Here is a 14,622-nt window from a genome sequence, read left to right as displayed (position 1 = left end):
CCCACGTTGGCCCTAGGCCGCAGTCCTGCGGAGCAGGAGGGTGACGAAGCCGAGCGTGCCCCGGTAGCCGCTGAGCCAGCCGTGGCGGTGTTCGGCGGCCACCGTCGCGGCCTCCTCGCTCTCGGGGTGGCCCGGGTTGTCGAGGGCCCACTCGGCGAGGGAGCCGGTCCAGGCCCACTCGTAGTCGTCCCACTCCTGCAGCGAGCTGACATGCCCCTGGACGGGAGTCCAGCCCTCGGCGACGACACGCTCGACGGTGGTCGGCAGGTCGGCGTACTCCTCGGCCGCGATGCCGCCCAGTTCGTCCAGGGCCGCCCGGCTCGGCTCGCGCTCCCAGAAGCAGTCGCCGACCACCGCCACCCCGCCGGGCGCGAGGTGCTCGCGTACGGCGGCCAGCGTCGGCAGCAGCCCGCCGAAGGCGTGCGTGGCACCGACACAGAGCACCACGTCGAACGGCTCCGCCGAGCTGAACTCGCGCGCGTCCTGATGGTGCAGTCCGAGCCGCCGGGCGACGCCGAGCGCGTCGGCGCTGCGCCGGGCCAGGGTCAGGGCCTCGGCGTCGAGGTCCACGCCGACGGCCCGCAGCTTCGGCCGGGCGGCCAGCGCCCGCAGCAGCCACGGCGCCTCGCCGCACCCGAGGTCGAGCATCCGCTCGGCCCCGCCCCGGGTGGCCCGGTCGAGCAGGCGCTCGACGGACTCGTCGGACAGCGGCGCCGCGATCGGGTGGTCGGTGTGGGCGATCCGGGAGATCAGGTGACGCTCCATCGCCTCAGTGTGGCGCAGTTCGGTCAGTATGTCCGGCCTTTCCAGGAGGCTCCCCGCCCGCGCCAGTGCTGCACCGCCGAGTCCACCGTCATCAGGAGGTAGAGGAAGGCCGTGAACGGCAGCAGCAGCGCCGCCCAGGCCGGCTGCCGGTAGTACCGCAGCATCGGCAGGAAGGTCCCGGCCATCAGCGCCCACGCCGACGCGCCGGTCGCCGCCACCGCGGGCCACCCCGCGGCCAGGCCGACCACCGTCGCCACCGGCGGCACCAGGTAGACCACCGACAGCCCGAGCACGGTGCCCACCAGCAGCAGCGGCGAGTGCCGCAGCTGGGCGTACGCGCTGCGCGAGACCATCCGCCAGAGCTGGGCCAGCCGGGGGTACGGGCGCACGCTGTCCACCTGCTCCGCCAGGCCGAGCCAGATCCGGCCGCCCGAGGTCTTCACCGCGCGGGCCAGTGAGACGTCGTCGATCACCGCGCCCCGGATCGCCGCGACCCCGCCGGCCCGTTCCAGCGCCTCGCGCCGCACCACCGAGCAGCCGCCCGCCGCGGCCGCCGTACGGGAGCCGGGGCGGTTGCTCCAACGGAAGGGGTACAGCTGCGCGAAGAAGTACACGAACGCCGGGACGATCAGCCGCTCCCAGCCCGTCACCACCCGCAGCCGGGCCATCTGCGAGACCAGGTCGAGCCCGTTGCTCTCGGCGGCGGCGACCAGCTCGGCGAGCGAGTCGGGCCGGTGGGCGATGTCGGCGTCGGTGAGCAGCAGGTACTCGGTCTGCCCGGCCAGCTCGACGCCGTGCCGCAGCGCCCAGAGCTTCCCGGTCCAGTCCGGCGGCAGCGGGGGAGGGGTGGTCACGGTGAGCGGCAGGGCGGCGGCGGTGCCGAGCCGCTCGGCCAGCGCGCCGGTGCCGTCGCTGCTGTGGTCGTCGACCAGGATCACCCGCGCCCGGCCCGGGTAGTGCTGGGTCAGCAGGCTCGGCAGGCTCACCGGCAGCACCTCGGCCTCGTCCCGGGCCGGCACCACGATCACGACCTCCGGCCACCGGGCCGGCGGCCGGCGCGGCGGAAGCCGCTGGTCGGTGCGCCAGAAGAACCCCTGGCAGAAGGTCAGCCACAGCCAGCTGAGGAGGGACAGGGCCGAGAGCCAGAGCAGCACGGTCACCCCGGCAGTCTGCCGTACCGCCCCGCCGTAGAGCGGTCGGCGGGGCGGGGTGCAGTAAAGTCGTCCCCTGTGAAGATCGCACTGGTGGACTCCGGCATCGGACTGCTCCCGGCCGCAGCGGCCCTGCGACGCCTCCGGCCCGACGTCGATCTGGTGCTCTCCTCGGACCCGGACGGCATGCCCTGGGGCCCCCGAACCCCGGAGGACATCGCCGACCACGCGCTCGCCTGCGCCCGGGCCGCCGCCGCCCACCGCCCGGACGCCCTGGTGATCGCCTGCAACACCGCCTCCGTGCACGGCCTGGAGACCCTGCGGGCCGAGCTGGAGCCCGGGCTGCCGGTGATCGGCACCGTTCCGGCGATCAAGCCGGCCGCGGCCCGCGGCGGCCGGGTCGCGATCTGGGCCACCCCCGCCACCACGGGCAGCCCGTACCAGCGTGGGCTGATCAGCGAGTTCGGCGGCGCGGCCGAGGTCACCGAGGTGGCCTGCCCGGGGCTCGCCGACGCGGTCGAGCGCGGGGACGAGGCGGCCGTGCAGGCGGCCGTCGCCGACGCCGCGGCCAGGACACCCGCCGGGACGGACGCCATCGTGCTCGGCTGCACCCACTACGAACTGGTCGAGGACCGGATCCGGGCCGCCGTGAGCGGCATCGCGAGCCCGGACCTCGTCTTCCACGGCTCGGCGGGCGCCGTCGCCGCCCAGGCGCTGCGCAGGATCGGCGACGCCGCCGGTTCCCAGGGCGCGGCCCGCCTCACCGTCCTGCACAGCGGCCGGGTCTCCGCCCTCCACGCCGCGGCGGCCCGGTACGCCGAGGGCCGCCTGATCTCCGGCCCCGTACCCGCCGTCTGACGTCTGAAAGCGTCCGCCGGCAGGTGGGCCATCGATCACCTCGGTCAGGTGCCGACGTACGCCGCGAGGTGCTCGCCGGTGAGGGTGGAGCGGGCGGCGACGAGGTCGGCGGGTGTGCCCTCGAAGACGATCCGGCCGCCGTCGTGGCCGGCGCCGGGGCCGAGGTCGATGATCCAGTCGGCGTGCGCCATGACCGCCTGGTGGTGCTCGACCACGATGACCGACTTGCCGGAGTCGACGAGCCGGTCGAGCAGGCCGAGCAGCTGCTCGACGTCGGCGAGGTGGAGGCCGGCGGTCGGCTCGTCGAGGACGTAGACACCGCCCTTCTCGCCCATGTGGGTGGCCAGCTTGAGCCGCTGCCGCTCGCCTCCGGACAGCGTGGTGAGCGGCTGGCCGAGGCTGACGTAGCCGAGCCCGACGTCGGCGAGCCGGCCGAGGATGCGCTGTGCGGCGGGCGTGTGTGCCTCGCCGGAGCCGAAGAACTCCTCGGCCTCGGTCACCGACATCGCGAGCACCTCGCTGATGTCACGGCCGCCGAAGTGGTACTCCAGCACCGATGCCTGGTACCGCTTGCCCTCGCACTCCTCGCAGGTGGTGGCGACTCCGGCCATCATCGCCAGGTCGGTGTAGACGACGCCGACGCCGTTGCAGGTGGGGCAGGCGCCCTCGGAGTTGGCGCTGAACAGGGCCGGCTTCACGCCGTTGGCCTTGGCGAACGCCTTGCGGATCGGGTCGAGCAGTCCGGTGTACGTCGCCGGGTTGCTCCGTCGCGAGCCGCGGATCGCGCCCTGGTCGACCGACACCACGCCCTCGCCGGCGGCCCCTGAACCGTTGACCAGCGACCCGTGCACGAGCGAGCTCTTGCCGGAGCCGGCGACGCCGGTGACGACGGCGAGCACCCCGAGCGGGATGTCGACGTCGACGCCCTGCAGGTTGTGGGTGGTCGCGCCACGGATCTCCAGCGCGCCGGTGGCCTTCCGCACCGTCTCCTTGAGGGCGGCCCGGTCGCTGAAATGGCGGCCGGTGATGGTGCCGCCGGCCCGCAGCCCCTCGACCGTGCCCTCGAAGCAGACGGTGCCGCCCGCCGTACCGGCGCCGGGGCCGAGGTCGACGACGTGGTCGGCGATCGCGATCGTCTCCGGCTTGTGCTCCACGACGAGCACCGTGTTGCCCTTGTCCCGCAGCCGCAGCAGCAGGCGGTTCATCCGCTGGATGTCATGCGGGTGCAGGCCGATGGTGGGCTCGTCGAAGACGTAGGTGACATCGGTGAGTGAGGACCCGAGGTGGCGGATCATCTTGACGCGCTGCGCCTCGCCGCCCGACAGCGTGCCCGCCGACCGGTCGAGCGCGAGGTAGCCGAGGCCGATCTCCACGAATGAGTCGAGGGTCTGCTGCAGCGCGGTGAGAAGCGGCGCCACCGAAGGCTCGTCGAGGCCACGGACCCACTCGGCCAGGTCGCTGATCTGCATCGCGCAGGCGTCGGCGATGCTGATCCGCTTGATCTTCGACGACCGGGCCCCCTCGTTGAGCCGGGTGCCGTGGCACTCGGGGCAGGTGGTGAAGGTGACCGCCCGGTCCACGAACTCCCGGATGTGCGGCTGCATGCCCTCCCGGTCCTTGGCGAGCATCGACTTCTGGATCCGCGGGATCAGCCCCTCGTAGGTCATGTTGATGCCCGCGATCTTCATCCTGGTCGGCTCGCGGTGGAGGAAGTCGTGCAGCTCCTTCTTTGTGTACTTGCGAATCGGCTTGTCAGGGTCGAAGAAGCCCGATTCGCTGTAGAGCCGGGAGTTCCAGCCGCCCCCCGTGTAGCCGGGGACGGTGATCGCGCCCTCGGAGAGCGACTTGGACTCGTCGTAGAGCTGGGTGAGGTCGATGTCGGAGACCGTGCCCCGGCCTTCGCAGCGCGGACACATACCGCCGGTGATGCTGAAGCTGCGACGCTCCTTCACGGTCTCTCCGCCGCGCTCCATGGTGACCGCGCCCGCTCCACTGATCGAGGCGACGTTGAAGGAGAACGCCTTGGGCGAGCCGATGTGCGGCTTCCCGAGTCGGCTGAAGAGGATGCGCAGCATCGCGTTGGCGTCGGTGGCGGTGCCGACCGTGGAGCGCGGATCGGCACCCATCCGCTGCTGGTCGACGATGATCGCGGTCGTCAGCCCGTCCAGGACGTCGACCTCAGGCCGCGCCAGCGTCGGCATGAAGCCCTGCACGAAGGCGCTGTAGGTCTCGTTGATCAGCCGCTGCGACTCCGCGGCGATCGTGTCGAACACCAGTGAGCTCTTGCCCGAACCGGAGACGCCGGTGAACACCGTCAGCCGTCGCTTCGGGATCTCGATGCTGACGTCCTTGAGGTTGTTCTCGCGCGCGCCGTGCACGCGGATCAGATCGTGGCTGTCGGCAACATGCGGCGCAGGAGACTGCGTGTCCGTCCTCGTGGCCATGCTCATCGTGTCTCCATCCGTTGGGCGGGCCGCCTTCGCGGTCTCCGTCGACGTCGCCTGGCTCGATCTAACCAAGCTTCGAGCAGGACGTCTGGTTCTCCTTCACTTCGGCATGCCAGCGGTACGGCGTGGCCGGCGCATGCGGGTCGAGGCCGGTACGCGCGACGAGGCGGAAGGCAACAGGCCGTTGCCTTCCGCCTCGCGCAGGCAGTTCGTCAAGCAGAGCCCCGCGCCCTGTGGCCGGCCCGCCGTCTCACCTACCGGCGGACGCCCTGGGTCAGTCCGTGCCCGGCCGGCCCCGCCAGCGCTGTACGGCCGGTTCCAGCCCGGACAGGATCGTGTCGAAGCGGCGGGTGCTGGTCGTCGAGTCGACCTGCAGGCGGCTGATCCGCAGCGGATGGGCGGGCAGCCGGGGCCCGAGCCGGTGGTCCGACAGGAACCCGAGCCGGTAGCCGAGCTGGCGGAGCACGGAGTCCGCCCGCGGGTCGAAGCCGCCGTTGGGGTAGGCGAATGCGGTCGGTGCCTCGCCCAGCCACTGGGTGAGGGCCAGGTGCGCCCCCGCGATCTCCGCGTGCACGGTGGAATCGTCGCAGCGGCTGAGGCAGGGGTGACCCAGGGTGTGGTTGCCGATCGCCACCTGGGCGGCCCGCAGCGCCCGCAGGTCGTCCGGGCCGAGCTGCTCCTGACAGGGCGGACGGCGGTACGCACTCACCCGCAGCTCGTGCAGGCTGCGCCGGCGGTCCGGGTCGGGCAGGGCCTTGAGCCGGGCCAGCAGCTGCTCCGGCCGGCCGTGGGACGGCAGCGAGCGCGCCTGGCCGCCGTGCCTGGCGAGGAACGCGGCCTCGTGCCACCAGAACGGCCGGTCCGTGCCGATCAGCTCGGCGATCACGAAGGCCGCCGCCGGGATCCTGCGCGCCGCCAGCGCGGGCAGCGCATGCGTCAGCACCGTACGGTCGGCGTCGTCGAAGGTGATCAGCACGCTGCGCGGCGGCAGCGGCCGGCCCTCCGAGATCGCCCGCTCCACCGCCTGCAGCGACACCGGTGTGGCCAGCCGCCGCAGCCGGTCGAGCTGGGCGCCGAAGGAGCTGGGGTCGGTCACCCCGTGGTACGCGAGGACGGCCAGCCGCTGTGCGGCCCTGGCCCGGAACAGCGGCTGGACGGGCGCGAACCGCAGCCAGCCGCCCCGGTCGCGCTCGGGCGGCGGGCTCGGGACGGTGGTCTGCGGTGGGCTGCTGATGGTCGTGGAATCGGAATGCGGCACGGTTCCCCCCTCGGTCGCCGGTGCGGCGTGGCGGTACCGCCGGAGAGCCGTGGCCGGCCTCCGACACCGGGGCGCGGCGGCTCCGCCCCCTGGTTCTCCGGCCGACGGCGGGGACTCCCAACCCGCGCCGTGGACGGTTCTGTGCTTGGTGCTGGATCGTTCGATGTAAGGGAGACCACTACTCCCCACGGATGGTTGTACGGCAGTCGGCGCGTTTTCGCGGCGGCGCACGGAAGGTCTGTGGGGCGCGCCGGAGCACGCCGTCGGGCCCGACGTGCCGCGCCGCCGAGGTATACCGTGGGTCCCATGGGAGAGACGCAACGTGATCGAACGGGCATCCGGACGGCACGGCTGTGGAGCGGCTGCGCCCTGCACCGGCACCAGCTGCTGCTGACCGCCGTCGGGGCGGCGTGCATCGCCGCGGGGATTCTGATCGCGGTCGCGGTCCCGGACACGGACGGCCCGGCGTGGGCGATGGCGGTGGCGGGCTGCCTGGCGGCCGGGGTGCTGCTGCTCGTCCGGGTGGCCTTCGCGCGGTTCCGTCCCGGCCGGGGCGCCGCGCTGTAGCCGAACGGACAGTTCCGTCCACCCGATGGACACAGACGATCCGACCGGCCGATTTTCGGCCTATCTCCGCGCTTCTTTCACAATTTCGGGGCAACAGCCCCACAGTTCCCCCTAGGGTGAGTCTCGCTCGGCACGGCAACTGCCGCCGGGCGCAAGGCCACTTGGCGGCGCCGGGGAGGGTGCCGCAGAGGGGGGAACCGTGGGTACGACCGTCCCTGTCGACGGCGGCATCAGGTCCGGCGGTATCAGGTCCAAGGTCAAGCGGCAGCTTGCCCGTGCCGCCGGGAGCAGCCCCGGCGAGGGCGCCACGGTGCTCATCTACCACCGCGTCGGTGGCGGCTCCGCCGATGAACTCGACGTGTCCACGGCAGACTTCACCGCCCAGGTCGATCTGCTCGCCGAGCTCCCGCCCGGCCGGGTGGTCAGCCTGGACGAGGCCGCCGACCGGCTGCAGGCCCATCGCCGCACCCCGAGCACCGTGCTCACCTTCGACGACGGCTTCGCGGACGTCCACGAGAACGCCTGGCCGCTGCTCAAGGAGCGCGCCCTGCCGTTCACCGTCTACCTGGCCAGCGGCCACGTCGGCGGCGAGATGCGCTGGGAGGGCTCCACCGCCAAGGGTGCGGGCGCACCCGGCCTCAGCTGGGAGCAGCTCAGGGAGATGACCGACTCCGGTCTCTGCACCGTCGCCAACCACACCCGCAGCCACGCCCGCCCGCAGTTGCTCAGCACCGCCGAGCTGGACGCCTGCAACGACGACGTCGAGCAGCACCTCGGCACCCGGCCGAAGCACTACGCGTACACCTGGGGCGTGCCCGTCCCGCACATGGAGCCCGCGCTGCGCGCCCGTTTCCGGACCGCGGCGACCGGCGAGGTCGGCCGCAACACGCCCGGCTTCGACCCGGTGCGGCTGTGCCGGGTGCCCGTCCGCCGGACCGACCCGATCGACTTCTTCCGCGCCAAGCTGTACGGGAGGCTGATCCCCGAGCGCGCGTACGCCCGGATCGTCGCCACCGCCAAGGCGGTGGGGGCCCGTGCCTGAGACCCCCGCCCCGAGACTGCGCGGCCCGGGCGGACGACCGCTGCGCGTCGCCCACCTGACCACAGTCGACATGAGCCTGCAGCTGCTGCTCGCGACCGAACTGCGCGTCGACGTCGAGGCCGGGTTCGAGACCTACGGCATCAGTGCCCCGGGCCCGTACGTGCCCCAGCTGGAGGCGATCGGCGTCCGGCACGAGCCGCTGAACGCCCTGACCAGGGCCTGGCAGCCGCGCGCGGACGCCGCCGCCGGGCGGGAGCTGCTCGCCGTCCTGCGCCGCATCCGGCCCGACGTGCTGCACACCCACAACCCCAAGACCGGTGTGCTGGGGCGGATCCTCGGCCGGGCGGCCCGCGTGCCGGTGGTGGTCAACACCTGCCACGGGCTCTGGGCGCAGGCCCACGACCCGTTCGCCAAGCGGGCGTTCGTGCTCGGCGCCGAGGCTCTCGCCGGGCGCTTCTCGCACGCCGAGCTGTACCAGAACGGCGAGGACCGCAGGACGCTGGCGCGGGCCGTGCCGGCCCACCGCTCCCGGGTGGTGGGCAACGGTGTCGACCTGACCAGGTTCGAAGCCGCCGACCGCGCCCTGATACGGGCCGAACTCGGCGTTGCCGACGACGAGTTGCTGGTCGCCGGGGTCGGCCGCCGGGTCGCCGAGAAGGGCATCAGGGAGTACGCCGAGGCGGCTCGCGCCCTCGCGGGCAAAGCGCGCTTCGTCTGGGTCGGCCCGGACGACCCGGACAAGGCGGACGCCCTGGCCACCGAGCTCGGCGGCGTCGAGTTCCTGGGCAGCCGCGCCGACATGCCGGACATCTACGCCGCCCTGGACGTCTTCGTACTCCCCTCCTACCGGGAGGGGTTCTCACGGTCCGCCATGGAGGCGGCCGCCAGTGGGCTGCCGATGGTGCTCAGCGACATTCGCGGCTGTCGCGAGATCGGCACCCACGGCGAGCACCTGCTGCTCGCCCCACCCGGCGACGCCCGGGCCCTCACCACAGCGCTCGACCGGCTCCTCACCGAGCCGGCCCTGCGCGAGCAGCTGGGCACGGCGGCCCGCCGCCGGGCCCTGGAGCAATTCGACCAACGGGCGGTCGCCCGGGTCTCGCTGGAGACCTACGCGGCCGTGGCCAGGGCGAAGCGATTGCCCTGGCTGGTCGGCTGAGCCGCCCACCACACCACACTGCTGGGGGAGAAATGAAACGAGGGGGGGACCTCGTGGTCACCTCGCTGGCCGGGATCATCGCGATCCCGCTCGGTCTGGTGATCGCGTTGATGGTCCGCTGCACCATGGGCGGACCGGTGATCTTCCGTCAGACCAGGACCGGACGAGCAGGCAAGGAGTTCGAGATCCTCAAGTTCCGCACCATGCGGGACAAACGTTTCCCCGAGGAACCGGACGCCCCCCGGATCACCCGGCTGGGCGCCCTGCTCCGCAAGACCAGCCTCGACGAGCTGCCGCAGCTGTGGAACGTGGCGCGCGGCGAGATGGGCGTGATCGGGCCCCGCCCGACCCTGCCCGAGCAGGTCGTCCACTACTCGCCCGAGCAGCGCGGGCGCCTCGCCATCCGGCCGGGCCTGACCGGCTGGGCCCAGGTCAGGGGCCGTAACTCCATCACCTGGCCCGAACGCATCGAACTCGACCTCTGGTACATCGCCCACCGGTCCCTGGCGCTGGACCTGCGGATCCTCGCCCTCACCGTCAAGGTCCTGCTGCGCCCGGCCGGGATCACGGCGGCCGGTGGCGTCAACCCGGGCTTCCCCGTCCCCGCCGAGGCGGCCACCGTCACCCCGATCCGCCTGCCCCGGCAGGCCACCGGCTCGCGCCTGGCGCAGCCCGTGGTGGTGGAGGAGGCTTCCTGACCTGCCATCAGGCGCCGGGGTCACGGCCCCGGCGCCTGAGAGGATGAGCGAATGCCAGAAGAACTGTGGATCGCCGGCGCCGGCGGCGTCGGCCGTGAGGCCCTGGACACCGCGATCGCGGCAGGCGTACCGGTGGCCGGGTTCCTCGACGACGGGGCGCAGGGCGGCACCGTACGCGGCCTGCCCGTCCTGGCACCCGATCAGCTGCCACCCGGCAGCACGTACCTGATCGGCATCGCCGACCCGGCGGTACGGCTGCGGCTGGCAGCCCTGCTGGACGGGCTCGGCGGCCGGCCCGGAACGTTGGTCCACCCCCGGGCGATCGTCGCCCCGGAGACCGAACTCGGGCCCGGCTGCCTGGTGATGGGCGGGGCGTACGTCTCCAGCAGCGTCCGGATCGGCGCTCACAGCCAGGTGCACTACAACGCGACCGTCGGCCACGACAGCGTCCTGGGGGACCGGGTGACGGTCTACCCGGGCGGCAACGTCTCGGGCTCGGTGCTCCTGGAGGACGGTGTGACGGTCGGCAGCAACGCCGTGGTCCTCCAGGGCCGCAAGCTGGGCCGCGCGGCGTTCGTCGGCGCGGCAGCCGTGGTCACCCGGGACGTCGAGGCGGGGACGGTGGTGGTGGGCTCCCCGGCCCGGCCGCTCCGAACGAACGGCTGAGAGCTCACCTACCGGAGCAGCGCGGCCAGTTCGGCCCGCACCTCGGCCTCACCCGTCCCGTCCCCGGCCTCGGCGTACGCGTCGGCGGCCCTCGTGTACGCAGCGACCGCCGCGTCCCCGTTCCCGGCGAGCCGGAGCGCTGCCGCGAGTCGGCGCAGGGCCAGGGCCTCGGTCCGCCCGTCCTCCGTCAGGGCGGCGGCCTCGGCCGCCCTGGTCCGGACGGCCACCGCCTCCTCGTACCGCTCCGCCAGTTCCAGCCCGTCGGCGAGGTTGCCGAGGACCACGAGGGCGTTGCCGTGGTCGTCGGTGGCGATGAGGAACTCGGCGCCCTCCAGCCAGGTTGCGATGGCCTCGTCCGAATCGTCCGAGGCGGCGTTCAGTGAGCCGGCGAGGTTGACCAGGAGGACGCCGCGGAGGTGGTGGTCGTTCGTCGCCTCGCAGAGGGCGACGCCGTGGCGGTACACCTCGACGGCCTCGTCGAGCCTGTCGAGGTCGTGCAGGACCAGGCCGTAGCTGTTCGCCGCCACGGCCTCCAGGGGGGTAGCCGGAGAGTCCCGCCAGGCTGACGGTGAGCGCCAGTGCCTCCGCGGCCTCCTCGTGCCGCCCCGCCCGCCACAGCGCGACGCCGTGCAGCCGCCGCTGGCCGTTCGCCGAGTAGTGGTCGCCCAGCGAGTCGAGCACCTTGAACGCCCGTGCGTGCAGTTCGACCGCCTCCTCGGGGCGGCCCGCCGTCTGGAGTGCCTCGCCCAGGGCCCCCAGAGCGTCGGCCTCCCGGGCCGGATCACCCGCCTCCGCGAGCATCCGGACCGCCTCCCGGTGCTCGTGCAGGGCCTCGGCCTCCCGCCCCATCTCCTCCAGTACGAGGCCGACATGCGTGCGGACCTGGGCGAGGGCTTTCGGGTCGTCCAGTTCGGTGAAGACGGCGGTGGCCCGACGATAGGCGTCGAGCGACTCGTCGAGACGCCCTGACTGTCGCAGACAGAGGCCCAGCAGGTCGGTCGCCCTTCCCTCCCCGGCGCGGTCGCCGGCGGAGACGAAAGCCGCCACGGCCTCGCGGCAGATGTCGACGGCCTCGCGGAGCCGGCCCGTCGTACGCAGCACCTCGGCGAGCCCGTAGAGGGCGTGCCCTCCGGCTGCGGGCCGGGAGCCCGGACAGGGCCATGCGGTCCTCGCGAGCCGGCCCCAGGGTGAGGTGCTCGATGTGCCCGCTCTGGATCACGGTGTGCGCCTGGCCGTTCAGCACGTTCCTGGTGCCGTCGTTCGCATAGGGTCTGTCCATGGCCATTCCTCCCTTCCTGGCGGAGCTCCGCTCCTTCGTCGGCACCCGTCCGCTCTGGCTCTCCGGTGTCGCCGCCGTGGTCCTCGACGACCGGGGCAGGCTGCTGCTGGCCCGTCGCGCCGACAACGGGCGCTGGTCGATCATCGGGGGCATCCTCGACCCGGGGGAGCAGCCTGCCGACGGGGTCGCCAGGGAGTGCTTCGAGGAGACCGGCGTGACGGTGGAGCCGGAGAAGCTGACCTCGGTGACCGTCTCGCCGATGCTCCACTACCCGAACGGTGACCAGGCCCAGTACCTGGACCTGACCTTCCGCTGCCGCCTGGTGTCGGGCGAGGCCCGGGTGAACGACGACGAGTCGCTCGAGGTCGGCTGGTTCGAGCTGGACGCGCTGCCCGAGCTGGACGCCTACACCCGCGAGCGCCTCGAACTCGCCCTGGTGGCCAAGCCCGAGACGGTGTTCCTCTTCTCCGGCCCGGTGGCCGACCCGGTCTGACGTCCGAGGTGGCTCGGGCGGGTCAGAGCGTCCTGAACCACTCGGCCGTACGCTCCAGGCCCTCGCGCAGCGGGACCGGCACGACCTCGGGGAAGAGCTCGCGCAGCCGGGAGTTGTCCGCCTGGGAGTCCCGGACGTCGCCGGGCCGCGGGTCGGTGTGGGCCGTCTCCACCGGGCGGCCCAGCACCGAACCCAGCTCGGCGATCAGCTCCAGCAGGGTGGTACGGGTACCGAAGGCCAGGTTCACCGGGTCGGCGTGCACCACCCGGCGGACCACCGCCTCGGTGATCACCTGGGTGACCGTGCCCACGTACGTGAAGTCCCGGCTCTGCCCGCCGTCGCCGTGGACCGTGACCGGCCGGCCGGCCAGCGCCGCGTCCAGGAAGGCCGGCACCACGGCCGCGTACGCGTGCCCGGCCGCCTGAAGCGGGCCGAAGACGTTGAAGAAGCGCAGCGGCAGCACGCCCAGGCCGTAGCAGTGGTGATAGGCCGCCAGGTATGCCTCGGTGGCCAGCTTGCTGACGGCGTACGGGCTCATCGGCGCGGTCCGCATGGTCTCGCGCTTGGGCAGCTCCCGGTTGGCGCCGTACACCGAGGACGAGGAGGCCGCGGCGACGTACAGCCCGCCGGCCCGGCGGGCCGCCTCCAGGACCTCCAGGGTGCCCGTGGCGTTGGTGTGGTGGCTTGCCAGGGGGTCGGCCACCGAGCGCGGGACGGAGGGCAGGGCGGCCAGGTGCACCACCGCGTCGGCGCCCGCGAAGGCCTCGTCCAGCAGGGCCGGGTCGAGGATGCTGCCCTCGTGCAGGGCGATGTCCAGTCCGTCCAGGTTGGACTTGCTGCCGGTGCTGAAGTTGTCCACCACCCGGACCTGTTCGATCTCCGGTCGGGCCAGCAGGGCCCTGGCGAGATTGGCGCCGATGAACCCTGCTCCGCCGGTCACGACCACGCGCATGTTCGAGGTTCCCCCCAGTTGGGCCGGAGCCTCCCCGCCCCGGGCTCTGCGCCGATGGTAGCCGCGCGGCGCCGGTCGGCGGGGCGATCCCTCACAAACTGTGCTGCCCCGACTTGCGCTGACGGTACATCTCCTCGGCGGCGTCCAGGACGGCCGAGAGGTCCCCGCCGGCCGTCGCGGTGGCCACGGCGGCCACCGCGCCCTCGACGAAGGGGGCGTCGGCGAAGCGCACCGGGAAGGGCAGCCCGTGCTCGTCCGCCGCGGCCAGCAGGGCCAGGACGGTGCCGACCGCGCTGCCGAGGTCGGCGAGGACGGCCACCCCGTGGCCCTGGTCGACCCGCCGGGCCGCGGCCGCGACCAGCACCGCGCTGGTGCCGGGCCCGTCGGCCAGGCTGCCGCCGGTGGTGGCCACCGGGGCGGGGTCGTCGCTGCCGGCCAGGGACACGGCCAGCCGGCCGGCGGCCGCGGCAAGCTCCTCGCTGTGCGAGACCAGGACCACCCCGACCCGGCCGTGGCCCGAGGGCCGGGCCGGACGGGCGGGCTCGGCCTCCGTCGGCTGGTCGGCGTGCGGAGCGGACGGGGCGTTCGAGATCGGGATGACATCGGCCCGGGGGGCGTCCCGGCGGTCCATCGGCTGCTCCTGGTGGCCAGTGAAGAGGTGCGGTGCGCGGTCTGATGGGGTGTGAGACCAACACTCTCGCAGTCCGGCCCGCCCGGCAGCCTCAACCGGGGGCCGTGTCCGGTAGGTGGGCGGGCGCCCCTTGCGGTTACCCCGCTGCCCCAGGCGGACGCCTTAACACAGCCGCCGCCGCCGGACGGGCGGAACAGGACGTTCTCGCCCCGGTCGGAGGAGTCCTGGGCACAAGCGCTTCCCAGCGCCGCGCGCGTGGATACGCTGAGGTCTCGGACGACGTCGGGAGGAGCGCAGCAGTGGCGGCCAACATCGGTACGAGCGTGGAGACCAGCAGCGGTACGGGGACCCTCGGGGGCGGTCGCAAGCCCGAGTTGGACCTGGCCGGGGCCGACTGGCTGTCGAGCAGCCAGGGCGTCGGGGACGTGCAGATCGCCTTCGTCGAGGGCTACATCGCGATGCGGGACGGGCGGCAGCCCGAAGGGCCGGTCCTGGTCTTCACCCCCGCGGAGTGGCGGGCCTTCGTGCTCGGTGCCCGCGACGGCGAGTTCGACCTGACCTGATCCGGGTCCCGCGATGTCAGGTCGTGGACCCGTCCCTTGATCCTTAAAAGAAATCTGATGGTCCGCTACTCGTTGACTGTTCGACAAGAAACG

General features: G+C 73.2%; 15 protein-coding genes and 1 pseudogene. 8 read left to right on the top strand and 8 right to left on the bottom strand.

Translation table 11 applies throughout. The features are described 5' to 3' along the window. Positions 1-12: 12 nt before the first annotated feature. Positions 13-765: an SAM-dependent methyltransferase gene (locus FB465_RS04995; protein ID WP_145787940.1), complete on the bottom strand. Its 753-nt coding sequence runs from the start codon at positions 763-765 to the stop codon at positions 13-15. Between the two features lie 23 nt (positions 766-788). After that, complete coding sequence (locus FB465_RS04990; protein WP_145787938.1) at positions 789-1,925, bottom strand: glycosyltransferase; 1,137 nt, start codon at positions 1,923-1,925, stop codon at positions 789-791. Between the two features lie 69 nt (positions 1,926-1,994). Between FB465_RS04990 and FB465_RS04985 the strand changes: the two genes are divergently transcribed. Continuing rightward, positions 1,995-2,774 (top strand): glutamate racemase, encoded by a 780-nt coding sequence (locus FB465_RS04985; protein ID WP_145787936.1) that lies wholly within the window; start codon positions 1,995-1,997, stop codon positions 2,772-2,774. Positions 2,775-2,818: 44 nt separating this feature from the next. Here FB465_RS04985 and FB465_RS04980 read toward each other — a convergent pair whose 3' ends face one another. Beyond that, positions 2,819-5,224, bottom strand: a complete 2,406-nt coding sequence (locus FB465_RS04980; RefSeq protein ID WP_145787934.1) for an ATP-binding cassette domain-containing protein — start codon at positions 5,222-5,224, stop codon at positions 2,819-2,821. A 271-nt stretch (positions 5,225-5,495) separates the two neighbouring features. Further along, positions 5,496-6,479, bottom strand: a complete 984-nt coding sequence (locus FB465_RS04975; RefSeq protein ID WP_145787932.1) for a polysaccharide deacetylase family protein — start codon at positions 6,477-6,479, stop codon at positions 5,496-5,498. A 306-nt stretch (positions 6,480-6,785) separates the two neighbouring features. Here FB465_RS04975 and FB465_RS04970 point away from each other — a divergent pair, with 306 nt between their 5' ends. From FB465_RS04970 to FB465_RS04950, 5 genes are all read left to right on the top strand, one after another. Beyond that, a complete protein-coding gene (locus FB465_RS04970) occupies positions 6,786-7,046 on the top strand; it encodes a hypothetical protein (protein ID WP_145787930.1) in 261 nt (86 codons plus the stop codon). Between the two features lie 199 nt (positions 7,047-7,245). Then, positions 7,246-8,088, top strand: coding sequence for a polysaccharide deacetylase family protein (locus FB465_RS04965; protein WP_246192517.1), 843 nt, complete (start codon positions 7,246-7,248; stop codon positions 8,086-8,088). Then, the gene (locus FB465_RS04960; RefSeq protein WP_246192516.1) at positions 8,081-9,247 is read left to right on the top strand and encodes a glycosyltransferase family 4 protein; all 1,167 of its coding nucleotides are present in this window, start codon (positions 8,081-8,083) and stop codon (positions 9,245-9,247) included. Before FB465_RS04965 ends, FB465_RS04960 begins: the two co-directional genes overlap by 8 nt. A 32-nt stretch (positions 9,248-9,279) precedes the next feature. Continuing rightward, positions 9,280-9,945 (top strand): sugar transferase, encoded by a 666-nt coding sequence (locus FB465_RS04955; protein ID WP_145787928.1) that lies wholly within the window; start codon positions 9,280-9,282, stop codon positions 9,943-9,945. Positions 9,946-9,996: 51 nt separating this feature from the next. Further along, a complete protein-coding gene (locus FB465_RS04950) occupies positions 9,997-10,611 on the top strand; it encodes a NeuD/PglB/VioB family sugar acetyltransferase (RefSeq protein WP_145787926.1) in 615 nt (204 codons plus the stop codon). Between the two features lie 8 nt (positions 10,612-10,619). Here the strand turns inward: FB465_RS04950 and FB465_RS36685 are convergent, their stop codons facing one another. Continuing rightward, entirely contained in the window at positions 10,620-11,138 is a 519-nt protein-coding gene (locus FB465_RS36685; RefSeq protein WP_246192515.1) for a hypothetical protein, read from the bottom strand. Between the two features lie 193 nt (positions 11,139-11,331). Further along, a pseudogene (locus tag FB465_RS37860) lies at positions 11,332-11,712 on the bottom strand (tetratricopeptide repeat protein); the annotation flags it as partial. A 176-nt stretch (positions 11,713-11,888) separates the two neighbouring features. On the opposite strand from FB465_RS37860, the gene FB465_RS04940 reads away from it, so the two are divergent. Further along, complete coding sequence (locus FB465_RS04940; RefSeq protein ID WP_145787924.1) at positions 11,889-12,383, top strand: NUDIX hydrolase; 495 nt, start codon at positions 11,889-11,891, stop codon at positions 12,381-12,383. Positions 12,384-12,405: 22 nt separating this feature from the next. Here FB465_RS04940 and FB465_RS04935 read toward each other — a convergent pair whose 3' ends face one another. Both FB465_RS04935 and FB465_RS04930 read right to left on the bottom strand, forming a co-directional pair. After that, entirely contained in the window at positions 12,406-13,335 is a 930-nt protein-coding gene (locus FB465_RS04935) for an NAD-dependent epimerase/dehydratase family protein (RefSeq protein ID WP_145787922.1), read from the bottom strand. Positions 13,336-13,426: 91 nt separating this feature from the next. Next, entirely contained in the window at positions 13,427-13,834 is a 408-nt protein-coding gene (locus tag FB465_RS04930) for a PTS-dependent dihydroxyacetone kinase phosphotransferase subunit DhaM (protein WP_246193131.1), read from the bottom strand. A 455-nt stretch (positions 13,835-14,289) separates the two neighbouring features. Here FB465_RS04930 and FB465_RS04925 point away from each other — a divergent pair, with 455 nt between their 5' ends. Beyond that, a complete protein-coding gene (locus FB465_RS04925; RefSeq protein ID WP_145797138.1) occupies positions 14,290-14,529 on the top strand; it encodes a DUF397 domain-containing protein in 240 nt (79 codons plus the stop codon). Positions 14,530-14,622: the final 93 nt, after the last annotated feature.

This window comes from Kitasatospora atroaurantiaca (assembly GCF_007828955.1).
In the GTDB taxonomy this organism is placed as follows: Bacteria; Actinomycetota; Actinomycetes; order Streptomycetales; family Streptomycetaceae; genus Kitasatospora; species Kitasatospora atroaurantiaca.
This window is presented reverse-complemented; position numbering and strand designations above follow the sequence as displayed.